The sequence below is a fragment of the Kitasatospora sp. NPDC092286 genome, from assembly GCF_044755565.1.
Classification (GTDB): Bacteria; Actinomycetota; Actinomycetes; order Streptomycetales; family Streptomycetaceae; genus Kitasatospora.
Genome location: NZ_JBIVRD010000003.1, coordinates 28,044 through 52,094, shown reverse-complemented (window position 1 = coordinate 52,094; position 24,051 = coordinate 28,044). Strand labels below are relative to the sequence as shown.

22 protein-coding genes are annotated in these 24,051 nt (G+C 73.9%); 17 read left to right on the top strand and 5 right to left on the bottom strand.

Features of this window, described 5'->3' with window-relative positions; translation table 11 throughout:
* Positions 1–1,239 carry an MFS transporter gene (locus ACIQIB_RS04845; protein ID WP_400756667.1) on the top strand — a complete coding sequence of 413 codons (1,239 nt, stop codon included), beginning with the start codon at positions 1–3 and terminating at the stop codon, positions 1,237–1,239.
* Between the two features lie 301 nt (positions 1,240–1,540).
* On the top strand, positions 1,541–2,281 hold the full coding sequence (locus ACIQIB_RS04840; RefSeq protein WP_363608133.1) for a PIG-L deacetylase family protein: 741 nt from the start codon (positions 1,541–1,543) through the stop codon (positions 2,279–2,281).
* 82 nt (positions 2,282–2,363) lie between these two features.
* Here ACIQIB_RS04840 and ACIQIB_RS04835 read toward each other — a convergent pair whose 3' ends face one another.
* Both ACIQIB_RS04835 and ACIQIB_RS04830 read right to left on the bottom strand, forming a co-directional pair.
* Positions 2,364–2,558, bottom strand: coding sequence for a DUF1918 domain-containing protein (locus ACIQIB_RS04835; protein ID WP_363608132.1), 195 nt, complete (start codon positions 2,556–2,558; stop codon positions 2,364–2,366).
* Positions 2,559–2,645: 87 nt separating this feature from the next.
* A complete protein-coding gene (locus ACIQIB_RS04830; RefSeq protein WP_400651497.1) occupies positions 2,646–3,323 on the bottom strand; it encodes a TetR family transcriptional regulator in 678 nt (225 codons plus the stop codon).
* A 691-nt stretch (positions 3,324–4,014) separates the two neighbouring features.
* Here ACIQIB_RS04830 and ACIQIB_RS04825 point away from each other — a divergent pair.
* The 14 genes from ACIQIB_RS04825 to ACIQIB_RS04760 all read left to right on the top strand — a co-directional run bounded on the left by ACIQIB_RS04825 (position 4,015) and on the right by ACIQIB_RS04760 (position 18,381).
* Positions 4,015–4,206, top strand: coding sequence for an aroma-sacti cluster domain-containing protein (locus ACIQIB_RS04825; RefSeq protein ID WP_363608130.1), 192 nt, complete (start codon positions 4,015–4,017; stop codon positions 4,204–4,206).
* A gap of 1 nt (position 4,207) precedes the next feature.
* Positions 4,208–5,974 carry a BTAD domain-containing putative transcriptional regulator gene (locus ACIQIB_RS04820; protein WP_363608129.1) on the top strand — a complete coding sequence of 589 codons (1,767 nt, stop codon included), beginning with the start codon at positions 4,208–4,210 and terminating at the stop codon, positions 5,972–5,974.
* A 110-nt stretch (positions 5,975–6,084) separates the two neighbouring features.
* Positions 6,085–6,210 carry a hypothetical protein gene (locus ACIQIB_RS04815; protein ID WP_400756666.1) on the top strand — a complete coding sequence of 42 codons (126 nt, stop codon included), beginning with the start codon at positions 6,085–6,087 and terminating at the stop codon, positions 6,208–6,210.
* A 172-nt stretch (positions 6,211–6,382) separates the two neighbouring features.
* On the top strand, positions 6,383–6,508 hold the full coding sequence (locus tag ACIQIB_RS04810) for a hypothetical protein (protein ID WP_363608127.1): 126 nt from the start codon (positions 6,383–6,385) through the stop codon (positions 6,506–6,508).
* Positions 6,509–6,575: 67 nt separating this feature from the next.
* Entirely contained in the window at positions 6,576–7,883 is a 1,308-nt protein-coding gene (locus tag ACIQIB_RS04805) for a glycosyltransferase (protein WP_400756665.1), read from the top strand.
* Positions 7,789–8,775 (top strand): DUF6895 family protein, encoded by a 987-nt coding sequence (locus ACIQIB_RS04800; RefSeq protein ID WP_400756664.1) that lies wholly within the window; start codon positions 7,789–7,791, stop codon positions 8,773–8,775. Before ACIQIB_RS04805 ends, ACIQIB_RS04800 begins: the two co-directional genes overlap by 95 nt.
* Complete coding sequence (locus ACIQIB_RS04795) at positions 8,772–9,965, top strand: radical SAM protein (RefSeq protein WP_363608124.1); 1,194 nt, start codon at positions 8,772–8,774, stop codon at positions 9,963–9,965. The genes ACIQIB_RS04800 and ACIQIB_RS04795 overlap by 4 nt, the downstream gene beginning before the upstream one ends.
* 2 nt (positions 9,966–9,967) lie before the next feature.
* A complete protein-coding gene (locus ACIQIB_RS04790; protein WP_400756662.1) occupies positions 9,968–10,954 on the top strand; it encodes a DUF6895 family protein in 987 nt (328 codons plus the stop codon).
* Positions 10,951–12,351, top strand: coding sequence for an MFS transporter (locus tag ACIQIB_RS04785; RefSeq protein WP_400756660.1), 1,401 nt, complete (start codon positions 10,951–10,953; stop codon positions 12,349–12,351). The genes ACIQIB_RS04790 and ACIQIB_RS04785 overlap by 4 nt, the downstream gene beginning before the upstream one ends.
* Entirely contained in the window at positions 12,348–15,494 is a 3,147-nt protein-coding gene (locus tag ACIQIB_RS04780; RefSeq protein ID WP_400756658.1) for an AAA family ATPase, read from the top strand. Before ACIQIB_RS04785 ends, ACIQIB_RS04780 begins: the two co-directional genes overlap by 4 nt.
* A complete protein-coding gene (locus ACIQIB_RS04775; RefSeq protein WP_363608120.1) occupies positions 15,487–16,362 on the top strand; it encodes a S8 family serine peptidase in 876 nt (291 codons plus the stop codon). Before ACIQIB_RS04780 ends, ACIQIB_RS04775 begins: the two co-directional genes overlap by 8 nt.
* Positions 16,352–17,029: a GAF domain-containing protein gene (locus ACIQIB_RS04770; RefSeq protein ID WP_363608119.1), complete on the top strand. Its 678-nt coding sequence runs from the start codon at positions 16,352–16,354 to the stop codon at positions 17,027–17,029. The genes ACIQIB_RS04775 and ACIQIB_RS04770 overlap by 11 nt, the downstream gene beginning before the upstream one ends.
* A 6-nt stretch (positions 17,030–17,035) precedes the next feature.
* A complete protein-coding gene (locus ACIQIB_RS04765; protein ID WP_363608118.1) occupies positions 17,036–18,085 on the top strand; it encodes a hypothetical protein in 1,050 nt (349 codons plus the stop codon).
* Positions 18,086–18,207: 122 nt separating this feature from the next.
* Positions 18,208–18,381 (top strand): hypothetical protein, encoded by a 174-nt coding sequence (locus tag ACIQIB_RS04760; protein ID WP_400756654.1) that lies wholly within the window; start codon positions 18,208–18,210, stop codon positions 18,379–18,381.
* 108 nt (positions 18,382–18,489) lie between these two features.
* Here ACIQIB_RS04760 and ACIQIB_RS04755 read toward each other — a convergent pair whose 3' ends face one another.
* Entirely contained in the window at positions 18,490–19,521 is a 1,032-nt protein-coding gene (locus tag ACIQIB_RS04755) for a zinc-binding alcohol dehydrogenase family protein (RefSeq protein ID WP_363608117.1), read from the bottom strand.
* Between the two features lie 527 nt (positions 19,522–20,048).
* Between ACIQIB_RS04755 and ACIQIB_RS04750 the strand changes: the two genes are divergently transcribed.
* Positions 20,049–21,296: a YcaO-like family protein gene (locus ACIQIB_RS04750; RefSeq protein ID WP_400756652.1), complete on the top strand. Its 1,248-nt coding sequence runs from the start codon at positions 20,049–20,051 to the stop codon at positions 21,294–21,296.
* A gap of 62 nt (positions 21,297–21,358) precedes the next feature.
* On the opposite strand, the gene ACIQIB_RS04745 is transcribed toward ACIQIB_RS04750, so the two are convergent.
* Together ACIQIB_RS04745 and ACIQIB_RS04740 are read right to left on the bottom strand one after the other, a co-directional pair.
* Positions 21,359–22,621 carry an FAD-dependent oxidoreductase gene (locus ACIQIB_RS04745; protein ID WP_400756650.1) on the bottom strand — a complete coding sequence of 421 codons (1,263 nt, stop codon included), beginning with the start codon at positions 22,619–22,621 and terminating at the stop codon, positions 21,359–21,361.
* A gap of 40 nt (positions 22,622–22,661) precedes the next feature.
* Complete coding sequence (locus ACIQIB_RS04740; protein ID WP_363608114.1) at positions 22,662–24,011, bottom strand: cytochrome P450; 1,350 nt, start codon at positions 24,009–24,011, stop codon at positions 22,662–22,664.
* Positions 24,012–24,051: the final 40 nt, after the last annotated feature.

The window sequence follows — 24,051 nt, the reverse complement described above, 5'->3', positions numbered from 1 at the left end:
ATGTTCCGTGTTCGCGATGAATTCCACCGAGCACTACTGGCCATCGCAGCACTGTTCTGCCTGCTTGGCTTTCAGTACGCGACCTGGGTGTCGCGGCTGCCCGCGCTCAAGACCCGGCTCGACCTGAGCGAGGCCGAGATCGGCCTGCTGCTGATGGCCTGCGGCGTCGGTGCGGCCGTCTCCTTCCCGCTCGTGGCGGTCCTGATGAAGCGGCTGGGCTCCCGGCGCCTGGCCGGGCTGTCGGCGCTCTGCCTGGGTCTGCTGCTGCCGGCCCTCGCCGTGGTGCCGAACTACCCGGTCGCCCTGCTGGTCCTCTGCGCCGACGGCATGGCCGTCGGCTGTCTGAACGTCGCCATGAACGCGCAGGGCGCCGCGCTGGAGGTGAGGTTCCAGCGGACCGCGATGTCCAAGCTGCACGCGACGTTCAGCGCCGGCTCGCTGCTCGCCGCGCTGCTCGCCTCCGCGGTCAACGCGTTCACCACCACCCTGATGGTGCACTTCGCGGTGGCGGCCGTGCTCCTGGTGCTGCTCCTCGGCCTGGCCCGGCCCGGGCTCCTGGCGGAGGACCAGCGGCCCGGCGAGGTGGCCGATAAGGCGGAGAAGGCGGAGAAGAAGGAGCGCCGCAAGCTCAGCCTGCCGTCCCGGGTGACGATCTGGATGGGCGCCGCCATGGTGTTCGGCACCGTCACCGAGGGCGCCATGAACGACTGGTCGGCGCTCTACATCAAGGACGTCGTCCACGCGGCGCCGTCGCTGGCCCCGATGGGCATCGCGGTCGTCTCGGTGATGATGGTGCTGGCCCGGATCTTCGCCGACGGCTGGCGCAGCCGCTTCGGTGACGGCCGGATCGTCCGGTTCGGCAGCGTGCTGGCCGGTACCGGGCTGGCGCTCGCCCTGCTGGTCGGCGGCGTGGTGCCGACGCTGCTCGGGTTCGCCTGCGTCGGCCTGGGCGTCGCGGCCGTGACCCCGTGCGTCTACGTGGCCGCGGCCCGCCAGGGCTCCGAGGCGCTGGCCCTGGTCGCCGCGATGGGGACGACCGGTCTGCTGGCCGGCCCCGCGGTGATCGGCTTCATCGCGAACGCCACCAGCCTGGTCTGGGGCATGGGCGCGGTCGCCGCCTCGGCGGTCGTCGTCTCCCTGTGCGCCACCCAGATCCGCTGGCCGTCGCTGGAGAAGGACGCGGGCACGCAGGGCGACGACCTGGCCCTGGCCGACCGGCTGGCCCCGGACGCCTCCTAGGGTTCCGCCCCGACCACTCGGCCGGCCCCGTCGGCCTCGCCCGCCCCGCCCGTAGCGGCGTGGCGGGCGAGGCCGTCGCGCAGCCGGGTGAGCCGCTCGATCTCGGCGTTCAGCGCGGCCGGTCGCTGCGGGTGCCGGGACGCAATCCCTGACCCGTGCGTCAGGGGCAGGCCCACCGGGGTGGCAGCGGTGTCCGGCGGCCGACCGGACGGTGATCTTCTAGAGTCACCTGCGGTACGACCGTCCGAAGGAAAGGCCGTACGACCGCGCGACCGCACCCGCCCGGAAAGGCAGCACCACCATGAGCGAGCAGGCACCCGAGCCGTTCGAGCCCGTCACCGAGAACTGGCAGACCGCGCTGGCGGTCGTCGCCCACCCGGACGACATGGAGTACGGCGGGGCCGCCGCCGTCGCCCGCTGGACGGCCCAGGGCAAGAAGGTCGTCTATGTCATGGTCACCAGCGGCGAGGCCGGGATCGACTCGCTGAGCCCGGAGGAGTGCGGCCCGCTGCGCGAGGCCGAACAGATCGCCTCCGCCGCCGTGGTCGGCGTCGACACCGTCGAGTTCCTCGGTTACCCGGACGGTGCGCTGGAGTACGGTCTGCCGCTGCGCCGCGACATCGCCCGCGCGGTGCGCCGCCACCGCCCGGACATCGTGATCACCAGCAACTTCCGCGAGACGTACGGCGGGACGCTCCTCAACCAGGCCGACCACATCGCGGTCGGCCGGGCCACCCTGGACGCGGTGAGGGACGCCGGCAACCGGTGGGTGTTCCGCGAGCTGACCGCCGAGGGCCACGAGCCCTGGAACGGGGTGCGGGAGATCTGGGCGGTCGCCTCGCCGCTGGCGCGGCACGCGGTGGACACCACCGGGTACTTCGACCGGGGGGTGGCCTCGCTGGAGGAGCACCGGGCCTATCTGGCCGGGCTGGGCGGCGCCATGGGCGACCCGCGGGAGTTCCTGGAGGGCTTCGGCCGGGGCGCGGGCTGCCGGCTCGGGGTGCGGTTCGCCGTGCCGTTCGAGGTGTTCCCGCTGCGCTGACGCCGGGCGTCGGCCGCTTTGCCGCACGCCGCCGCCCCCGGCCGCCTCCGTGGTACCGGGCGGCGGCCGGCGGGCGGGCGCGTCAGTGACTTGCCTGGCGGGTCTCGACGACGCAGTCGGGGCCTGGGTAGATCAGGCCCGTGTGGCCGTCCTCGAAGCGGACCACGTACGGCGGTTCGCCCTCGGTGCCGCGGATCTCGATGATCTCGCCCTTCTGGTCCACCATGCCCACCGACCGACTGTGGATGTGGAGCTGGTCACCTACCGCTGCGTGCATGGTCTGCTCCTCGGGTCGCGGTGGCCGCCTCGGCGGCCGTTCTGCTTCCACTGTGCGGCGGCGGGAGCGGGCTCGCAACGCCTCGGCTCAATCGTGTCCCAGCTGCTCCGCAAGGTAGCAGCGGACCAACCGCTTGCATTCGGCGATCAGCACCGGGTCGCCGTCCGGATCGCTCCGGAAGGCGAGATTGAGCACCGCGTCGGCCGCCTCCAGCGCGACCCGCAGGCCGATGGTGAGGGCCACCGGGTCGGCCGCCGCGAACACTTCGCCGCCGAGGGCCTGCAGCCGCAGCGCGACGGCCGCGTTGTTGTCCAGATCGGTGTCCAGCAGGTGCCGGTCGCCCCGGAAACCGGTCGGGCCACTCGTGCCGGCCAGGCCGAAGTCCACCTGGCCGAAGCCGGGGACGTCCCGCTTCATCGCGACGAACTCGTCCACCGCGAGGTCGGTGAACCCGGCCGGTCCGGCGGGGGCCCCGGCGGACAGCCGGCGGTCGAGGCGCTGGAGGTAGTGGTCGAGGTTGCGGTGGGCCAGCGCGGCCAGCAGGTCCTCCTTGCCGGAGAAGAACTGGTAGAGCGTGCCGATCGGCACCTGGGCGCGGTGCGCGACCTCCTTGGTGGTGAGCGCGGTGGCGCCGGCCTCGTCGAGCAGCCCGGCGCAGGCGTCCAGGATCCGCTCGTAGCGTTCCTGGCTGCGCTGTTGCACCGGCCGCCGCCGGGCAGGCCCGGTCCGCCCGGCCGCCTGGTGGCTCCTCGTGTCCGCGCTCATGGGGCCACTGTGCCGCATCCGGTGTTCCGGCGGCGAATCACGAACATGAGTTTTCCTCATGTTCTGGCCGCGGGGGAAAGGAGCGGGTGAAACGGCCGAGGGGGCGCCGGGATGCCCGACCGCCTCCACCCGTCGGGCCACCCGTCCGGCCACCCGCCGGGCCACCCTCCGGCGAAGTGGCCGGGCGGGTCGGCCGTACCGGTGCGGGGCGTCAGGACGGGCGTGGACCGCGAGCAGGCCCGGCGGGGGCGTCGAGGGTCCGCCGCCCGGGGGCTGCGTGCGCATGACCGCACCGTAGTCGGCGATCGGGCCGGCCGGGAGGTCATTTTCTGACCCCCCTCGTCGCCACCGACCGGTGTGGAACGGCCGACGAGCCGCGATCGATTCCGGCGGGCCTCCGCGCCTTGGTCCAGGGGCCCTTCCGGATGTCCGGTCACGTCCCAAACCCTTTGCCTCACAGATATGTTGGCACGATCAGGGCTGGTACGCCCTCTTGCCGGTGCCGGGCACTGGCGTCAGCATGAGGGCAGCGCGGCCGGCGGAACTGAGACTTCAGTCCAGGTTTCAGGCCGGACTCTTCGCGCTGGTTGTCGCATCGGCTCCGGCCGGTGGCGCCCTGTGGCCAGAGGTCCCATGGGCGTCGCCCGGGCCGAGGACGATGACGTTCTGGGACACGACACAGGAGGGGAATATGACCTTTGACGCCCTCGCCGCCCTTCGGCAAGCGGGGAACCCGGTCGATCTGCTGACGCCGGAGCAGCAGGACGTTCTCTCCCGGCTCACCGAGGACGAGGTGGCGGTCCTCAACTCCGTCAAAGAGCGGCTGGACGCTGTTTCGGACGCCGAGGTAGAAGGGCATTCCACCGCTATCAAGTTGGCGTGACATGGCCGTTGGTTTCGGGATTCTCGGCCCTCTCCGAGTGCTGGACGACGGCCGTTCAGTGGACCCTGGAACGCGGAAACAGCAGATTCTCCTGGTCGCGCTGTTGTGCCAGGCGAATTCACGGGTGTCGTTCGACGCCCTGGTCGAGGCGCTGTGGGACGACGCGCCGCCGCGAACGGCCCGCAAGAACATTCAGGTGTACATATCCGCGCTGCGCCGGCTGGTCGGCGCGGAGTCCGGCTCGCGGATCAGCCACCAGGCCGGCGGGTACGTGCTCCACGCGGCGGTCGGGGAGCTCGACTCGCTCTGCTTCGAGCAGCGGGCCCGGGCCGGCGAACTGGCCGAGGCCCTGGCGCTGTGGCGCGGCTCGGCCCTGGACGGGTTCCGGGACGTACCACTGATCAACGCCGCCGCTCAACGGCTGGACCGGCGCTTCCTCGGGGTCTTCGAGGACTGGACGGAGGCGGAGATCGCGGCCGGCGGCGGGCCCGCCGCGATCGAGCGCGTCACCGAGATCGCTCAGCAGCACCCGTTCCGGGAGCGGCTGCGCATGCTGCAGATGACCGCGCTGTGCCAGGCGGGGCGGCGCTCCGAGGCCCTGGCGGTCTACGACGAGCTGCGTCAGTCGCTGGCCTACGAGCTCGGGCTGCCGCCCAGCCCGGCGCTGGCCCGGTTCTACCGTTCGCTGCTGTGCGAGCAGGTGCCCGCCGAACCGCGGCCGGCCGCTCCGCGCCCGCGTCGGGAGGTCCCGCCGAACCTGCTGCCCTGCGATCCGCCGGCCTTCACGGGGCGGGTGTCGGCCACCCGGCACCTGACGGACGGGCTGGTCCGGGGCGGCAACCGGCTGGCCGTGGTGACCGGCCCGCTCGGCGCGGGCAAGACCGCGCTGGCGGTCCACGTCGCGCACCGGCTCGGCGACCACTTCCCGGACGGCCGCCTGTTCGTGCGGCTTCGTGGCGAGGACGGCAGACTGCGGCCGCTGGAGGACGTGCTGCGCCAGCTGCTGGCCGCGGCCTCGCCCGGCCGGCCGGAACAGCCGGGCCCGCCGGACCCGCGGTGGGCCTGGCAACTCTGGCTGACCGGGCGCCGGGCCCTGGTCGTCGTCGACGACGCCCGGCGGGAGTGCGAGGTGCGGCCGCTGCTGCCGGAGGCCGGGGAGAGCGCCGTCGTGGTGACGGCCCGGCCCCGGCTGATCGGTCTGGAGGGCGCCCACCGGCTCTGGCTCTCGCCCTTCGCGGCGGAGGAGGCGGTGGAGTTCCTGGGCCGGGTGATCGGCATGGACCGGGTCGACGCGGACCGCGAGTCCGCCGGGCGGATCGTCAGGGCGGCCGGGTTGCTGCCCCTCGGCGTCCGGCTGGTGGCCGACCGGCTGGCCTTCCTGCGCCATGTGCCCTTGCGGGAGTACGGCGCGCGGATGGCGGGCACCAGGGCTCTGCTGGACGAGTTGTGCGGGGGCGACTCGGCGGTGCGCGCCCGGCTGGCCGAGTCGATCGAGGACCTGCCCGAGGCCGCGCACTGGGCGGTCCTGCGGCTCGGCAGGCTCGCGGAGCCGGTGTTCACGCTGGAGCAGGCCGCCGCCGTGCTGGATTCCGACCCGGACACGGCGGTGCGGGTGCTGGAGCACCTGCTGGAGGCCAGCCTGCTCACCGTCCCGAACGTGGAGGTGCTCGCACACACGGTGCAGTACGAGATGCCGGCGCTGCCCTACGCCTACGCGCGGGAGCTGGCGGCCCGCGCGGCCGACCGTGTACCGGCGTCGAGTCACTGACTGATCGTCATGCCGCTGTCGAACCGCCGGCCAGCCGTCGTCATACCGGGGGCCCGCACGGTGTCTCCCGAGCCGGCGTAGCGGACGCCGCCATCGCAGAGGAGGACAGCATGCCCGAGTCCGTCAACCCGGAGCCGACCGAGGTCGAGGCCGAGGAGGAGGACGTCGACGTCGTCGCGCACGGTGCGCACGACGACGACGCCTGCTGCATCGTCAACTTGACCGCGTCGCTCTGACCCGACACGTCGATCCCCGGGCCCTGCCGGGCGGGTTGTGCGGGACGGTGTCGAGCCGCTGACCAATCGTCATACCGATATCAAACCGCTGGCCAGTCGCCGTCAAACCGGAGATCCGCAAGGTTTCTCTTGAACCGGCGTAGCGGACGCCGCCATCGCAGAGGAGGACAGCATGTCCGAGGACATCAACCCGGAGCCGACCGAGGTCGAGGCCGAGGAGGAGGACGTCGACGTCGTCGCGCACGGTGCGCACGACGACACCGCCGGCTGCATCGTCAACAACAGCTCGGCGCTCTGACCCGACACGTCGAGTCGTGAGGACTGAGCGGGCCGCCCGGCCTCCGGCACAGGCTGCCGGAGGCCGGGTGGCCCGCTCGACGCCCGACCGCCCCGGAGGCGCCGTGAACATCCTGCTCTGCCCGCTCAGTGACGGCGGCTACCTCTACCCCGCGATCGCGGCCGGGCGTGAGCTGCGGCGCCGGGGTCACCAGGTCGGCGTGCTCGGCCGGTCCGCCGCCGCGCCCGTCGCGGCCGAGGCCGGCCTGCCGTTCGCGGCGGCCGAGGACTTCGGCGGGCGGCGGGCCTTCTCCGCCGCCTGCTGGGGCACCACCGGGCCGGCCCAGTACCGGGCGACCGTGCGCGCCGCCCGGCAGGCCGGGGCCGACCTGCTGGTCACCTCGGTGCTGTGCAACGGCGCCCTGCTCGCCGCCGAGGCGCTGGACATTCCGGTGGTGGTGATCGGGCTCTCGGTCCACCTGTGGAACTACCGGGCCGGCGGGGACGATGAGCCGCAGCTGGGCCGGACCAGGAAGAACCGGACCCACGCGTGCCTGGAGCTGTACACCGCCACCCGGGAGCAGGCCGGTCTGGCCGGGCGGCGTCCCCGGTGGCCGGAGAGCCCGCTGCTGGGCGACGCGCTGCTGCTCCGCGGCGACCCCGTGCTGGAGTGTCCGGGAGCGGTGCTGCCCGAACGGGTGCACCACGTCGGGCCGCTGGCGTGGGAGCCGGCCGCCGACCAGGCCGAGCTCGCGGCGGTCAGGGCCCAGGTGGAGCTGTCCGGCAAGCCCGTCGTCTATGTGCATCTGGGCCGCTTCTTCGGGGGTGGCACCCCGTGGCCCCGCCTCAACGCCACCTTCACCGACGGCCGGTTCCAGGCCGTGGTCGAGCAGGGGCGGTCGACGGATCCGCGGCCCGCGCCCGGCGCCGACATCCTGCTCGTGCGCAAGCCGTGGATGGGGCCGCTCATCGATCTGGCCGGACTGGTGCTGACCAACGGCACGTCCGCCCCGGTGCTGGCCGCACTGGTGCGCGGCCGGGTCCTCGGGGTCTCGCCCAACGGCGCCGAGCAGCCGCTGCTCTCCGGGGCCTGTCTGCGGGCCGGTGTCGCCGCGCACATCCCGAGAGCGGTGACGCCGGACCCCTCCGGTCCGCTCGAATCGGCTTGGCAGAACGACCTGTTGCGGGAACGCGCCCGCGAACTCGGCCACCGGCTCGCCGCGGCGAACAACCCGGTCCGCGCGGCCGATGTCATCGAGCGGGCGGCTCAGCGGTCCGCGACCTCCAGGACTAGGGAGAAGCATGGGTACTCGGTCCACCGGCCTGGACAAGGCGGCCGTGGAGAGGCTGTCGGAGGGAGCGCTACGGTGGATACGGCTGCACTCGGCCTATCTTGACTCTGCGTCAGGCCGTGCCGAGCTGCCGGTGACCCCTCGGGTGAAGGCGCTGCTGCAACTCGCCCTGCTGTACCGCTGCTGGGAGAAGGCCGCGCCGTCGGACCCGGGCCTGGGCCAGGTGGCCGCGACCGTCGAACGGGTCTGGCAGAGCCCGGACCACGCGCGCCTGCTCACCCTCGACCCGCGCTACGCACGGGCGTTCCAGCTGATATACGGCGCGCTGGCACCCGCCGGGCTCGCCGGAGGGCCGCACCGGGCCGCGCTCGCCCGGGTCGAGGACGACGGCTTTCTGACGCCGCGCGGGAAGTCGCCGTACCTCCATCTGGAGACCAGGTACTACGCCGATCTCGCGGGCGTCGGGCACCGGTTGCACTCCTACCGGGAGCTGTACGAAGCCAGCCTGCTGGCCCGGCACGGTGACGGGCGGTCGGTGGCCGGCCTGGACGTGTGCGACGTGACCCACACCGTCTTCTACCTCAGCGACTTCGGCTTCCGTGATCCCGGACTGACCGGCGAGGACCTGGAGCGGGCCCGCCGCACGGTGTGCCGGCTCACCGACCACCGCGTGGACCGCGGGGACTGGGACCTCGTCGGAAAGCTCGTGCTCGCGCAGTACTGCCTCGGCATCGATCCGCTGCGGACCCCTGCGGGGGCGGCCGGTCTGTCGATGCTCGCCGAGGTCCAGTCGTCCGGCGGCGCGATCCCCGGACGGTCCGCCACCGACCGGGCCGACGCGGCCGCGACCGCCGTGGAGTTCTTCCGGGTGGCGTACCAGGCGACCCTGGTGACGGCGCTGGCCGCAGTGATCGTCTCGCGCGGACACGCCGCCGGCCGGCCGGCCGGCGGCGTGGTCACCGAGGAGCGGTCACCGGCCGTGCGGGAGGCGTTGTGAGCCGGGCACAGGCCGACCGCGTCGACGGCGTGCGCATCCTCCAGGGCAAGCGGAACTGGTGGTTCCTGGGCCCGGGCGGCGGGGTGGCCCGCCTGCGTCCCGGGCAGCTGACCGCCGACGGAGCACTGCGGCCGGGCACCGAACGCCGGCTCCGCGAGCACGGACTGCTGCCCGCCGCGCCGCCGCGCACCTACGCGCTGACGGTGCTGACGAGCACGCACTGCAATCTGGGCTGCGGCTACTGCTTCCAGAACACCGAGCAGGATCCGGCCGGCGGCAGCCGCCCGCCGCGGATCGCCCAGACCCGTCTGACCTCGGAGACCATCACCTCCATCCTCGACTTCACCGAGCGGCAGATGGCCGCGGCCGGCCTGGAGCGGCTCAGGATCCTGCTGTTCGGCGGGGAGCCCCTGCTCAACCCGCGCGGCTGCCTGGAACTGCTGGAGCGAGCGGCGGACCACGGGCTGGTGTCCGCCTGGATGATCTCCAACGCCACCTTGCTCACCCCGGCGCTGACCGGCCGACTGGCCGCGCTCGGGCTGGAGTCCATCCAGGTCACCTTCGACGGCGACCGCCCCGACCACGACCGGATCCGGGTCCGGAGGTCGCACGGCAGCGGGACCTTCGACACGATCGTCCGCAACATCGTCCGGGCGTCCGAGGCGGCCCCGGTCCGGTGGATCCTGCGGGTGAACGTCTCCCAGGAGACCTTCCAGGGGGTCGACGCGCTGATCGACCGGCTCGCCGCGGCGCTCGACCCCGACCGGTGCACCCTGTACTTCGCCCAGGTGGGGGACGTGGGCGTCGGCTACGGGAACGACCTGCTGCACGGCGGAGAGCTGTCGGCCCGCTTCACCAGGTGGCAGCGCCGGGCGCTCGACCTCGGGTTCGGCGTGAGCCGCCCGCAGTCCCATCAGCCGTGTTCCACCTGCGGTTACGGCGACGGCCGCTACGGCGCGGTGGTGAGCGCGGACGGGACGCTGTCGAGCTGCTGGGAGACCGCGGGCAGGCCCGACTGGGAGGTCGGCACGGTCACCGGCGGATACCTGCCCGGCGCACAGACCCGGGAGCGGTGGGTCGGGTGCGAGGACCTGTACCGGCACGGCGAGGACGAGCGGACGCTGGCGGCCTTCCACGACACCGTGGACGCGGCCCTGCTCGACTACCTGGATGAGACGGGGCGACTGTAGACATGTCATCAGATCTCGACCGGCTGTCGGCCGGCGCGCTCGGCTGGCTGGTCCGGAACCTGGACTACTTCGATCCGTACTCGGCGAGCGCCCGGCCCCTGGAGCACGGGAAGGCGAAGGCCGCGCTGGAGCTGGCGCTGCTCTGCCACTGCTGGGCGCGGCTGGGCGACGAGGACGACGCCCGGCTGGGCAAGGCGACCGCCGTGGTCCGCACGGTCTGGCAGCACCCGGACTTCCCGCGGCTCATCACCGGCAGTCCCAGGTACGCCGCCCAGTACGCGCTGGTCTACGCCGCGCTGGCACCCGACGGGATCGATGACACGCAGTGCCGGGCCGGGCTGGCGCGGCTGACCGACGACGACCTGTCACCGCGCGGGAAGTCGCCCTACCAGCGACTGGAGTTCCGGTACTACGCGGACAAGGCGGGGGTCCGCCACACGATCGAACCCTACGAGGAGCTCGCCGGGCAGAACGTGCTCGTCACACTGGCCGCCGCGGCGCCGGGAACGGACCGGCCGGACCAGGCGGACCAGCCGGCGCCGGGTGACGCGCCGCCGGACAGCACGGCTTCGGACGACGCGCCGCCGGTCACCATCGCGGAGGCGTACGGCATCACCCACTCCGCCTTCTACTTCAGCGACTTCGGCCGGACCGGCCCGGCGCTGTCCGACGACGCGGTGGCCGGCGCGACGGAACTGGTCCGCCGGACGCTGGAGTACTGCGTCCGGCACGACTGGTGGGATCTGGTCGCGGAACTCGTCATGACCCAGGCCTGCCTGGGAGCGGATCCGCTCCGCACGCCCTTGGGCGTCGCCGCCGTCGAGTGCCTGGCCCGGGCCCAGCGGCCCGACGGCGCGATTCCCGGACGGTCGGCGAGTACCAGGGCCACGGCGGCGGAACCGGCCGGAGCGTTCTTCGAGAAGGCCTATCACACGACCCTGGTGACCGCCCTCATGTCGCTGGCCGTCTCATCGGCGCGAGCCTCATGAGGCTTCGGCTGACCCTCATCAACCGCGACTACACCCGCCTGTGGTTCGGGCAGGCGGTCTCGTCCGTCGGAGACGCCGTCTTCAGCACCACCCTGGTCCTGTGGGTGGCGACCGTGCTGGTCAAGGGGAAGCCGTGGGCACCGCAGGCGGTCAGCGGTGTCGTGCTGGCGACCGGCATAGCCGTGCTGTGCGTCGGCCCGGTCGCGGGCGTGTTCGTCGACCGCTGGGACAAACGTGCCACGATGCTCCGCACCGAGGTGGTCCGCGGCGGGCTGGTGGCCGTGCTGGCCGCCGTCTCCTTCCTGCCGGCCGGCGACCTCCCGATCGGGGTGTGGCTCGGCCTGATCTATGGGACGGTGCTGGTGCTCAACGCGGCCAGCCAGTTCTTCGCACCGGCGCGGTTCTCGGTCATCGCGGAGCTCGTCACGGGGGAGGCCGACCGCGCGCGAGCCGCCGGGATCGCCCAGGCGACCGGTCAGACCGCCTGGATCATCGGACCGCCGCTCGCCGCGCCGCTGCTGTTCACGGTCGGCCTGCAGTGGGCGCTGCTGTTCAACGCGGTTTCCTACCTGGTGTCGTACATCGCCATCCGCTCGGTGGACGCCCGGCCCGCACCGGCCGCGGGCCGGGACCGGCCGGGCGCCGAACGGCCCGGGCTGGTCAAGGAGTTCACGGCGGGCGTGCGCTTCTTCGCGGGCAGCCGGTTCCTGGTGGCGCTGTTGCTGCTCGCCGTGATCGGCCAGTTCGGCATCGGCGCCCTGGGCACCCTGAACGTCTTCTTCGCCACCAGGAACCTGGACGTGTCCGCCCGGTTGTACGGCTACCTCGGCATGGCGATGGGGATCGGCGGGATCCTCGGCGCGCTGGGTTCGGGCCGGGTGGTGCAGTGGATCGGTGCCCGGAGAACCACCTGGATGGGCCTGCTGGTGAGCGGCACCCTGCTGGTCCTGTACTCCCGGCAGGTCGTCTTCCCCGCCGCGGTGGCGCTGCTCTTCGTCTTCGCCGTTCCGCTCACCATGCTGAACACCGCGATGTCACCGCTGCTGCTCGCCGCGGCCCCCCGGGAGTTCCGGGGCCGGGTGGTCGCGGTGTTCTATCCGGCCACCCAACTGGCGTCGATGCTGGCCGCGGTGGTCTCCGGCTGGCTCGCCAGCAACGGCCTGCGGGACTTCTCGGGCTCGGTGGCGGGCCTGCGGTTCGGCCCGATCGACACGATCCTCACGACGGCCGGAGTCGTCATCGTCCTCTCCGGCGTCTACGCCCGGATCGCCCTCCCCGTCACGGACACCGCGCCGGCCGCCGCGTCCGACCCAGCGCCGTCCGACCCTGCGCCGTCCGACCCGGCCGCGTCCGAACCCGAGCCGTCCGAACCCGCCCTGGAGAAGGGCGCACAGTGAACTGCCCCGCGTGCGGACGGAGCGCCGCCGACTCGGACAGGTTCTGCGCCGGCTGCGGCGCGCCGCTGGCGGCCGGCGCCGCACAGCGCGAGACGCGCAGGAAGGTGTCCATGCTGTTCCTGGACCTCGTCGGCTCGACCGCGCTCGCGGAACGGCTGGACCCGGAGCCGCTGCGGCAGGTCATGGACCGGTACTTCGCGAGCTGCGAAGCCTGCATCGCCGAACACGGCGGGGTGGTGGAGAAGTTCATCGGCGACGCCATCCTCGCCGCCTTCGGCGCCACCGTGGTCCACGAGGACGACGCGGTGCGCGCGGTGCGCGCCGCCGCCGGGGCGCTCGCCGCGCTCGCCGGCCTCGCCGCCGCACTCGACGCCGAGTACCAGGTGAAGCTGGAGGCACGGGCCGGCGTCTGCACGGGTGACGTCGTGGTGATCACCAGGGCGGGGGACGACTTCCGGGTCATCGGCGACTCGGTCAACACGGCCAGCAGGCTGCAGACGGCCGCCCGGCCGGGCGAGGTGCTGCTCTGCGCCGACACCGCCGCCATGGTGCGCTCGCAGGTCGGCATCGAGCCCGTCGCCCCGCTGCGGCTGAAGGGCAAGGCCCACCCCGTGCCGGCCTGGCGGGTCACCGCTCCGGTGCTGGTCGCCGACGCCCCGCCGACCACCCCGTTCATCGGCCGGGCCGACGAACTGGAGGAACTGGAGCACAGCTTCCGGAGGGTCCGGCGGCGGCGACAGGTGTGCCTGGCCACGGTGATCGGCGCGCCCGGGATCGGAAAGTCGCGTCTGGTACGGGAGTTCCTCGCCACCCTGCCGGACGGTGAGGTGACCGTGCTGTCCGGACGCTGCTCGTCCTACGGCCGGGGGATCACCTACCGGCCGCTGGCCGAGATGCTCGGCTCGCTCCCCGGCGGCTGGCCGGCGCTCACCCGGCTCCTGGCGGAGGACACCGACCCGGCGGGCGGAACGCCGGCCCACGGCCTGGTGGCGCACACCCTCGGCACGGTCGTGGACCAGAACGGGGGCCCCGGCCAGGTCGGTGTCGAGGACATCGCCTGGGCGGTGCGGTCCCTCCTGGAAACCCTCGGCCGGTCACGGTCCGTGATCATGGTCTGGGACGACCTGCACTGGTCGGAGGAGACCCTGCTGGACCTCATCGACGAGGTCGCGACCTGGCTGCACGGCGTCCCCGTGCTGCTGCTGTGCGTCGCCCGCCCCGAACTGCTGGACATCCGCAGCGCCTGGGGCGGCGGGAAGCCCTGCGCGACGACGCTGGAGCTCGGACCGATGACCACCGATCAGACCGCCGAACTGGTCGGGCAGCTGACGCTGCGCAACGACGTCTATCCGCAGGGCTACCAGGAGGTGAACAGCCGGGTCGCCGCACTCTGCGACGGCAATCCGCTGTTCGCCGAGCAGCTCATGGACGTCTTCGCCGAGACCGCCCCCGGCACCCAGATCCCGCCCACCATCCAGGCGATGCTGGGCGCCCGGCTGGACCAGCTGCCCGGAACCGAACGCGGCCTGCTGGAGCTCGCCGCGGTGATCGGGCGCGAGTTCACCCGGGAGCTGCTGCGGGTGATGGCCGAAGCGGACGGCACCGGCGCCGCCGCGGCCGACGCGGCGATGGCCGGACTGGCCCGGCGGCGCGTCTTCGAACGCGGCCCGGCCGGCACCTTCCGCTTCGCCCAGGCACTGCTGCGCGACACCGCCTACGAGTTCACCCCGAAGACCCGCCGCGAGCGCTGGCACGACTTCCTGGCCGAATGGTTCTCCCGGGAGCAGCCGCAGGACGCGATGGCCGTGGCGTACCACGTCGAGGCCACCTGCCGACTGCGCCGGCAGCTGCGGCCGGGTGACCCGCGACTGCCCGTGCTGGCCGGGCCGGCGGCGAACACCCTGATCGCGGAGGGCATGAACGCCCTGGCCCGCAAGGACCTGCCCGCGGCGGTCCAGCTGCTGGAGCGCGGGCGGGAGCTGCTGCCGGGCGGGGATCCCCGCCAGACGGCGCTCGCACTGCACCTCTGCGACGCCGGGCTCTGGCTGCAGGACGAGGAGCGGTGCCGCGGCGCGCTCGCCGCCGCCGAGGCCGCGCTGCCCGGCGACCGCAGGTCCGCGGCCACCTGCGCGGTCCAGCGCGGGATCGTCGAGCTCCGGCTCGGCCTGGCGCCGCCCGAATCCGTGGCGGCGGCCGCGGCCGGGATCGCGGCGGAGCTGGAGCACGACCCCGGGGACGAACTCAGCTGGTGCCGGCTGCACCAGCTGCGGGCCTACCTCGAACTCGCCGCGGAGCGCGCGGCGTCCGCCGAAGCCTCGCTGGGGCACGCGCTGGCGCGGGCGCGGGCCATGAACGACCGTTACGAGGAGGACCGGCTGCTCTGCGCCGTCTGCGAGCTGGCGCAGTGGGCGCCGACGCCGGTGGCCACCGGGCTGGAGCTGTGCGCCATGCTCGGCCACCGGTTCGCGGCCGGCCGCACCCTGCTCATCCCGGTGCTGGTGACCCGGGCGCACCTGGAGGCGCTCGGCGGCGACCTCGACGGCGCACGACGCACCCTGGCCGACGCGCTGACGTACTCCCGCGACGTGCACCTCGACCTGGCCGACGCGGTGGTGCTGGACGCCTCAGGCTTCGTGGAGTCGCTGGCCGGGGCACACGAGGCGGCCGAAGCGCGATACCGCCAGAGCCTGGGCGTGCTGCGCGCCGCGGAGCACGCCCCGGACACCCGGAGCACCGAGGTCGCGATCGCCAGGGAGCTCTTCGCCCAGGGCCGGGTGGCCGTCGCCGCGTCGGCGCTGGACCGGATCGACCGGGACGCCGGGACGGCGGGCCTGCGGGCGCGGCTCGGCTCGGCCGCACTGCGCGGCCGGATCGCCTCCGCCCGGGGGCGCCACGAGGAGGCGGTCGCCGAAGCCATGGCGGCCCGGTCCCTGGCCGCCGGCTCCGACGACCTGTGCCTGACCGGGGAGGCCCTCTTCGACCTGGCGATCGTGCTCAGAGCGGCCGGGACGACCGGACGGGCGACGGCCGAAGGGACCGAGGCGTTGCGGAGGTTCGAGGCCAAGGGCGCCACGCTGCCGGCCGCCCGGGTCCGCGCGTGGCTCGATGCCGGCGAACCGGGGCCGGGTGGTACCGGTGAATGACCTCCCGCCCTGGCGCAGGCCACCGCGCGACCACTTCCCGGGCGTGCCCGCGTGGAGCATGCCCGCGTCCGTGATGCCGCAGGAGCCCTTCGACGTCAGCCCGCTCGGCCCGGTCACCCCGGAGTGGGCCTGGGGGGACGCGGACGGCTCCGGGGTCCGGGTCTGCGTGCTCGACAGCGGCGTGGACGCCGACCACCCGCTGGTCGGCGGGCTCGACCGGGCCATGGACGTGACCAGGGGAGAGGACGGCGACCTCACCGTCACGCCCACGGAACCCGGCGACGCGGCGGGGCACGGCACGGCCTGCGCGAGCGTGATCCGGTCCATCGCCCCCGCGGTGTCGCTCACCTCGGTGCGCGTCCTGTCCAGCGGCAGGCACGGCAGCGGCGCCGCCCTGCTGGCCGGACTGACCTGGGCCATCGAGGAGGGCTTCGACGTCATCAACATGAGCCTCTCGACGACGAAGACCGACTTCCGCGACGGCCTGCGCGACCTGTCGGACTCCGCCTACTTCCGGCGCTGTGTCATCGTCGCGTCGGCCCACAACATGCCGGTGCGCAGCTACCCGTGGCCGTTCGCCTCGGTCATCTCGGTCGCCAGCCACGATGTCCCCAACCCGATGACCTACTACTACAACCCGTCACCGCCGGTCGAGTTCTACGCACGGGGTGTCCGGGTGCCGGTGGCCGGCCCCGGCCACCGGCAGCTGCTCAGCACCGGCAACAGCTTCGCGACCCCGCACATCGCGGGCATCTGCGCGCTCATCCTCAGCAAGCACCGCTCGCTCACGCCGTTCCAGCTCAAGTCCGTCCTCTACCTGGCCGCCGAGAACGTAGCCGTACCCGATGGAGGCCCACGTGGCGACTGACCCGCTGGAGAGTGCCGAGATCCCGCAGCGCAGACTGCTCCAGTCGATCGTGGAGGTCGCCCGCAGCGTCTTCGGCGCGGCCGCCGCCTCCGTTCTCCTGGTGGACGAGGAGAACGGGGACCTGGTCTTCGAGGCGGTCGCCGGCGAGGGCGAGCACCATCTGCTGGGGACGAGGTTTCCGGGCGGCACCGGGATCGCCGGCTGGGCGATGGTGTCCGGCCAGCCGCTGGTGATCGACGACGTGTCGGAGAACCCCCGGTTCGCCCGCAAGGCGGCGGAGTTCACCGGCTATGTGCCGCGCAGCATCATGGCCGCGCCGCTCATCTGCGCGGGCGACTGCGTCGGGGTGCTGGAGGTGCTGGACCGCGACAGCCGGCAGCGCTGCGACCTCGGCGACATGGCCTCCCTCGGGCTGCTGGCGACCGAGATGGCGACGGTGCTGGAGCTGCTCCTCCAGCTCCGGTCGAGGGACGCCGAGCACGGCGCGCGGGCCGGGAAGGCCCGGCTCCCGCGGCTCGACACGGCCCTGCTGCAACGGGTGGCGGAGCGGCTGCCCACGGCATCCGAGCAGGTGGGCGCGACGGTGGCCAAGCTCCTGGTGATGGCCGACGAGCTGCTGGCCGACGACCTGCCGCCCGACGACCTGCCGCCCGACGGCGACGGCTGACCGGCGATGGCTGACGGTCACCCGGCCTTTCTCGCCCAGCTCGGGCAACCCGCCCGGGTCGTCGACGTCCGGCCCCGGCCCGTCCCGGCTGTGCTGCTGCTCAGCCGCGCGTGCGACGGCGACCTGGACGCGGTACAGAACCTGCTCGGTGCCGCGGGGATCCGGTCGGCCCGGCTGAACGCCGAGGAACTCGTCGCCACCGACCTGCTCGTCGCCCCGGACGGGCGTGCGGTCCGGCTGAACGGCCGCTGGCTGACCCCCACGGTGACCTGGATCAGGCACTTCTCGGTGTCCGCGATCGAGAGCACGCGGGATCCGGCCCACACCGTGTTCGTACGGGAGTCCTGGCAGGCCGCGGCCGGCCAGCTGGCGGCGGTCTCCGGGACGACGATCCGCCCGGGCCGGCCGGGGATCCTCTCCCAGCTGCGGCTCGCCCGGCGGCACCGGATCGCGGTGCCGCGCACGATGCTGACCACCGACCCGTCCCACGCCCGGGACGAGTTCGACTGCCCGCGGCTGGTCGTCAAGGCGGCACACCACCACTTCGTCGAACCGGCGCCGGGGCGGCTGACCGGGGTCTTCCCCACGGTCGTCGAGCGGGACGGCCCGCACGGCCTGCCCGCCGGTCCGTGCCCCGGGCCGCCCGTGATCGTGCAGGAGTACGTCGAGCACGAGGCGGAGCTGCGCGTCTACTACGTGGCCGGGCGGCTCCACACGTTCCAGGTCGGCAAGGCCTCACCCGCCGACCCCTGGACCGCACCCGACCGGATGGAGATCCGCCCCGTGCCGCCGCCGCCGGCGGTGGCCTCCGCCACCAGGACCCTGGCCGCCGCGATGTCGCTGCGCTACGGCGCGTTCGACTTCCTGATCAGCGACGGCACGCCGGTCTTCCTGGAGGTCAACCCGGACGGCGACTGGCGCTGGGCCGAGCAGCGGACCCGCACCGCCCCGGTCACCACCGCGGTGGCCGCCATGCTCGCCGGCCTGCACCGCAAGGCGCTGCCCTCGCCGGGCGAGTTCGACCTGCTGGGATTCCTGCTCGGACCGTCGGCCTGACCCCTCCCGGCGACCGGGTTCCTCCGCCGCCGGGCGCGGAGACGCCCGGTCCGCCCGGCCTTGACGGCCCGGAAGGCGATCTCGGCCCTGGGCCGGCCGGGGCCGGTGACCGGGCCGCGGCGGTGGTCCTCGACCTCCTGCGACCGCTCCCGGCCCTGCCCGTCGAGGCCCCCACCCCCGTCGACGGCCGCGCCCACGCGGTCGGCTACGCCACCGCGGGCGCCTTCCACACCGCGTTCCGCCGCACCCTCGGTACCACGCCGAGCCGCTGCCTGCGAGAACGCGGCATCCGCTGAGCTGCCCTGCCCCGGTTCCCCCGGATCCACCCGGCGTCCTGACGAGAGCAGCCCGGTCGAAGCCGGCCGCCGTCGCGAAATGCCACGTCCGGGTTCTCCCGCGCGCTGTCAGTCCGCGAGCAGGACGGCGACGCCGGTGACCCGGTCGGCCGCCAGGTCCGCCAGCGCCCGGTCGGCCCGGTCCATGCTGTACCGCCGAACGCGGACGGTCGGGTGGTGGAGGGCGGCCTCGGCCAGGTAGGCGCGGCCGTCCTCGCGGGTGTTGGCGGTGACGCTGCGAAGCGTCCGCTCCTGGAAGAGATGCCGCTGGTAGTCGAGCACGGGGATGTCGCTGAGGTGGATGCCGGCCACCGCCAGCGTTCCGCCGCGGTCCAGGGCGGACAGGGCCACCGGTACCAGGTCGCCGACCGGCGCGAAGAGAATCGCCGCGTCGAGCGGCTCCGGCGGTGCCTCGTACGCGCCCCGGGCGGACGCCGCGCCCAGCTCCAGCGCCAGCCGCCGGGCCTCCTCGGCGCGCGTCAGGACGTGCACGGTGGCACCCCGGACGAGGGCGAGCTGCGCCGTCAGGTGCGCGGAGGCGCCGAACCCGTAGATCCCCAGCCTGCCGCCCGCCGGCAGTTCGGCCCGCTCCAGGGCCCGGTAGCCGATGATCCCGGCACACAGCAACGGCGCCAGTTCCTCGTCGGGAGGCCCTTCCGGCAGCCGGTAGGCGAAGCGGGCGTCGACCACCGCGTACCGGGCGTAGCCGCCGTGGATGTCCCAGCCGGTGTACCGCGAGTCCGGGCAGAGGTTCTCGCGGCCGGCCCGGCAGTACCGGCACACGCCGCAGGTACCCGCCAGCCAGGCCGCACCCACGCGGTCACCGGGGGAGAAGTCCCGCACCTCATGGCCGCGGTGAAGGACGCGGCCCACGACCTCGTGGCCCGGCGTGCACCGCGGGGTGTGCGGCCCGAGGTCGCCCTCGGCGAGGTGGAGGTCCGTTCTGCACACACCGCAGGCGGCCACCTCGACCAGCAGCTCCCACGGACCGGGTTCGGAGACCGTTCGCTCCACGCGTCTCAACGGGCCCGACGCCATCGGGCCCGGACGTTCCACCACCCACGCCACCGTGCGGACGAGGCCTCCAGCGGACGCTGCCATCTCCGGCTCCTTCCTCGCGGCACCCTCCACCCGGTTCCTGGGCCCGGCCAGGACGGTCGGCGGAGCGCGACTCGCCACTCACTCCATCGTCCACCCCGCCCCGCCCCGGCGGCCCGGCCCGGTCGGCCCGGTCCGCCGGATGGCCGAGCGACGGGCGCCGGCTGCCCCGCGCGGGTGAAAGCGTTGCGCTGTCCCGGTGTTCCGGCCACCGCAGGTGCTCGCCACCGACGCCCCGGGGAACGCCCCCTGCCGTAGCCGATCGGCTACTCGATTTCACCGAAGGGAGAGATGTCATGGGTGCGGATGCAGCCTGGTGCCTGAACGACGCGTCGCCGGAAGGGGAGGACCTGACCCCGGCGGAGGAGCGCCAGCTCGACGAGATCGAGAACAGCGCCGGCGACGCGAACTGACCTCCGGGGCTCACATCCGGGTGGGCGTACGGCATCGGGCCGGCGCCCACCCGGCGTGTGTCCGCAGCACCGACCACGCCGTAGGAAGGAGCGCCCGGCCCCGGGCCGGGCCGGACCATGACGACATCACCCCGAACCACCACCACCCCGGTCCAGGCAGGGGAGCGGGAACTGGACCTGGTCGAGGCGTGGAGCCGCGGGCAGGACGCCGCGGCCGAAGCCGGCCTGGTGGCACGGCTGTCGGACCGTGGCGACGCGTGGCGCTGTGACCTGCTGCGCACGGACGGCTCCCGGCCGCCCGGCGCCACCGGATCGGGCAAGGGCGACCCGGCCGCGGCACGGGTGGGCGCGCTGTTCGAGGCACTTGAGCACTACCACAGTCACGCTGCCCGGGTGCGCCCCGAGGACCTGGTCCGGCACCGCGCGGGCGACCTCGCCGCCGGCGAACTGGCCGACGAACCGGGGGTCCCCCTGCTGGCACGGAGCCCCGCCGCAGGGGTGGCCTGCCGCCGTCATACCGCGCTGTGCGGCACGGGGACGCTCGACGTTCCGCTCCTGCTCACCTGTCCCTCGTACGTGAGCAGCGCGGAGGGCGCTCGGCTGCGGGGCCTGGCCGGTGACACGTTCGCGTACGCGTCGGCCTCGCGCTACAGCAACAACAGCGGTACCGCGAGCGGTGCCTCGACCACCGAAGCGGTGGTGCACGCGCTGGCCGAGACGGTCGAGCGCGACGCCTTCTCGCTCCTGCTCGTCGACACCTTCCTCGTGGCGTCTCCGGCGCGGCTGCGGCTGGTCGACCCCGGCACCCTGCCGGACGCCCTCGCCGCTCTGCTCGGGTACGCCGAGCGGCGGGTGGGGCGGCGGGTCCGGCTGATCGAGATGACGACCGATCTGGGGGTGCCCGCCTACTGCGCCCATGCCGCGCCGGACGGCGGGTTCAGGTTCCAGGGGTACGGGGCTTCGCTGTCGGCGGCCCATGCGGTGCGGCGCGCGCTGCGCGAGCTGCTGCAGATCTCCGCGCCCGCGGAGCGGGCGTTGTGGGTGCCGCGCGATTTCGGGGCGCTGAGGCGCCGGCCGCGGCTGCTGGCCGCCGGGCGGGCGGATTTCGGGCCGCACCTCGCGGGCGCGGTGGAGGTGCCGTTCCGGGAGACCGCCGCACCGGCCACGGCCCGGGGGCACCTGGACGACCTGGTCGCGATGCTCGGCGCGCGCGGGTTCCGGCCGTTCGCGTGCGTGCTGCACCGGGCTTCCAACGGCGTGTCGACGGTGAGTACGTACACGCCCGGGCTGGAACGCTTCCTCGTTGTGACGGGCGGGAACGCGGTGGTGCCCGGGCCGCGCGGACGGGCCGTACGCGGCGGGTGACGGGCCCGGTGGCGGAGGGCGCTCCCGGCGCGGCCGCTGCGCCGTGCCGGGGGAGCCGTCTGTCACCAGGGGACGCCGAGCGATGCCGCGGCGCGCACTCCGGACAGGCAGCCGTCCTCGTGGTAGCCGCCCGCGTGGTGGTAGGCGCCGGCGAAGGCCAGCCGGTGGTCGGAGACGAGCGGCAGGAGCCGCTGCGCGGCGGCGCTCTCGGGGGTCCAGGCGGGGTGTTCGTAGCTGAGCGGGGCGATGACGGTGGCGGGGGAGGCCCGCCGGGCCTCGTCGTTGTAGGACGCGATGTGGTGGGCGGCCGAGGCGATGCCCTGGAGCCGGTTCAGGTCGATGCTCAGCGAGGGTGCCGCGTTCACGGGGCGGCACGACCTCTGGCGGTAGTTGTGCGTGCGGCGCATGCCCGGTGCGGTGGGGAGTACGGAGGCGTCGGTGTGCAGGACACCGGGGTTGGCCACGTAGTCGAAGACGCCGAGGATTCGCGTTTCGAGCCCGGACGGGTCGGCCAGCAGGTCCAGTGCGTGCCGGGGGTGGGTGGCGATGACGGCCTTGTCGAAGGAGCGGACGGTGCCGGTGGCGTCGCGGACGTCGATGGTGCGGGCGGTTCGGCGCACGGAGCGGACCGGGGTCGACCGCAGGACGGTGGTCAGCCGTGCGGCGATGCGTTCGACGTAGGAGGCGGTGCCGCCGACGACGGAGCGCCAGCCGTTGTCACCGGCCAGGACACCGTTGTGGTCCAGCGTCTCGAAGAGGTGGCCGAGCGGGAAACGCCGGACGTGGTCGGCGGGGACGAGTCCCATGGTGACCATGACCGGCATGATGACGTGCTCGACGACGTAGTCGCCGTACTCCCCGGCGTCGATCAGCTCGTGGAGGGTGCGGTCGGCCGCGGTGGCGCCCAGTGCGGCCGTCAGGTCGTCGGAGAACCGCTTCGTCTGCTCGGTGACGCGCTGCCACGCGGCCGCGGGCACCGCCTGCGGCTGGGGCGGGGGCCTGCGCAGGTCGTGGGCGTCCGGGTTCGCGAATCCGCATTCCTCGCAGACGACACTCAGCGTGATTTCTCCCAACGGCCTGGTGGTGACGCCGAGTTCGTCGAACAGGCGCATCAGGTGCGGATTGCCCCGGGCGTGGACCATCATCACGGCGGTGTCGACCGCGACGCTCCCGCCCGCCCCGTCGGGCACGGTGTGGGTCTCGGCGTGGCCGCCGATCCTGGGCGCGGCCTCGTACAGGGTGACGTCGTACGAGCGCTGGAGGAGGTGGGCGGCGGTCAGCCCGCCCACTCCCGAGCCGATCACCGCGACGCTGGTCCTGGGCACTGGGTGTCTCCTTGGTGGTGGCTCGTTGCCGTGCCCGGGTTCAGCCGGCCAGGGCGCCGGTCGCGTGGCGGCGGTGCAGGCGCATGGTGAGCCGGTGGGGGCCGAGGGTGGCGCGGCGAGAGGGGCGGACGCGCGGTCCGGGAACGGGCCGCAGCTGCCAGTGGGCGGCGATGGAGGCGAGGGCGAGGACCGTCTCGGTGAGGGCGAAGGTCTCGCCGAGGCACTTGCGGGCGCCGCCGCCGAACGGCACCAGGCTGCCGTGCGCGGGCTTCGGGCCCCGGTGCGGGCGGTCGGGCTCGAAGGACTCCGGGTCGGGGTGGAGGTCGGCGCGGTGGTGGAGCTGGTAGGAGCTGTAGACGACGGTGGTGCCGGTGGGCAGGTGGTGGCCGCCGAGTTCGGTGTCGGCGGTGGTCCTCCGGGTGATGAGCCAGCCCGGCGGGTACAGGCGCAGGGTCTCGGCGACGACCCGGCGGGTGAGGCCGAGCGCGGGCAGGTCCTCGTAGCGGGCGGTGCGGCCGCCGAGGGCGGCATCGGCCTCGGCCTGGACCCGGGCCCGGATGTCCGGGCGCGTGCCGAGCAGGTGCCAGGCCCACGACAGCGTACAGGCGGTGGTCTCCACCCCCGCGATGACGAACGTGACCAGCTGGTCGTGGATCTCGGTGTCGGTCAGGCCCCGGCCGTCCTGGTCCCGGGCGGTCAGCAGGGTGGACAGCAGGTCGTCCTGGTGGACGCCGGTGGCGCGGCGGTCGGCGATCAGCACCTCGGTGAGCTCGCGCAGGTGTGCGCGGGCCCGGGCGAAGCGCCGGTTGGCGGGGGTGGGGATCCGGTCGGCCATCGGCAGCGCGAGCATCACGCGCCGGGCGACGGAGGTGCTGATCGCGGTGACGCTGTCGAACACCCCGGGCAGGGCGGTGCTGTCGAGCGTGAACAGGCATCCGGCGGTGACGGCGGCGGAGAGCCGGCTCATCTCGGTGGGCACGTCCAGGACCTGGCCGTGGTGCCAGTGCCGGGTGAGGGCGGCGATCTCCCGCGTCATCGTCGCCGCGTAGCCCGGCAGCCGTGTGTGGTGGAACGCGGGCTGGACGAGCCTGCGCTGCCGGCGGTGGGCGGAGGCCGGACAGCTGGAGATCCCGTCGCCGGCGGCCTCACGGAACTTGTCGTAGAACGGGCCGCCCTTGTCGAAGGTGCGGTCCTCGGTCAGGACGCGGTGGACGAGGTCGGGATGGCAGACCACGTACGCCCGGTGCGGGCCCATGCGGATACGCACCAGGTCGCCATGGGCGGGCAGGGACGCCACGAGCTCCAGCGGCCTGCGTACCAGCGCGAGCGTGTGGCCGAGCAGGGGCAGCGCACCGGGGGCACTGGCCAGGGTGTACGCGGGGGGCGTCACCGGTTCTCCTCTCGTTTGGGGGTTCGGCGGTACGGATCCC

Bases quoted from the DNA above. Each gene is read 5' to 3' on its own strand.
- ACIQIB_RS04845 (WP_400756667.1), top strand. From the start codon at position 1: ATGTTCCGTGTTCGCGATGAATTCCACCGAGCACTACTGGCCATCGCA.
- ACIQIB_RS04840 (WP_363608133.1), top strand. From the start codon at position 1,541: ATGAGCGAGCAGGCACCCGAGCCGTTCGAGCCCGTCACCGAGAACTGG.
- ACIQIB_RS04835 (WP_363608132.1), bottom strand. From the start codon at position 2,558: ATGCACGCAGCGGTAGGTGACCAGCTCCACATCCACAGTCGGTCGGTG.
- ACIQIB_RS04830 (WP_400651497.1), bottom strand. From the start codon at position 3,323: ATGAGCGCGGACACGAGGAGCCACCAGGCGGCCGGGCGGACCGGGCCT.
- ACIQIB_RS04825 (WP_363608130.1), top strand. From the start codon at position 4,015: ATGACCTTTGACGCCCTCGCCGCCCTTCGGCAAGCGGGGAACCCGGTC.
- ACIQIB_RS04820 (WP_363608129.1), top strand. From the start codon at position 4,208: ATGGCCGTTGGTTTCGGGATTCTCGGCCCTCTCCGAGTGCTGGACGAC.
- ACIQIB_RS04815 (WP_400756666.1), top strand. From the start codon at position 6,085: ATGCCCGAGTCCGTCAACCCGGAGCCGACCGAGGTCGAGGCCGAGGAG.
- ACIQIB_RS04810 (WP_363608127.1), top strand. From the start codon at position 6,383: ATGTCCGAGGACATCAACCCGGAGCCGACCGAGGTCGAGGCCGAGGAG.
- ACIQIB_RS04800 (WP_400756664.1), top strand. From the start codon at position 7,789: ATGGGTACTCGGTCCACCGGCCTGGACAAGGCGGCCGTGGAGAGGCTG.
- ACIQIB_RS04790 (WP_400756662.1), top strand. From the start codon at position 9,968: ATGTCATCAGATCTCGACCGGCTGTCGGCCGGCGCGCTCGGCTGGCTG.
- ACIQIB_RS04785 (WP_400756660.1), top strand. From the start codon at position 10,951: ATGAGGCTTCGGCTGACCCTCATCAACCGCGACTACACCCGCCTGTGG.
- ACIQIB_RS04765 (WP_363608118.1), top strand. From the start codon at position 17,036: ATGGCTGACGGTCACCCGGCCTTTCTCGCCCAGCTCGGGCAACCCGCC.
- ACIQIB_RS04755 (WP_363608117.1), bottom strand. From the start codon at position 19,521: ATGGCAGCGTCCGCTGGAGGCCTCGTCCGCACGGTGGCGTGGGTGGTG.
- ACIQIB_RS04750 (WP_400756652.1), top strand. From the start codon at position 20,049: ATGACGACATCACCCCGAACCACCACCACCCCGGTCCAGGCAGGGGAG.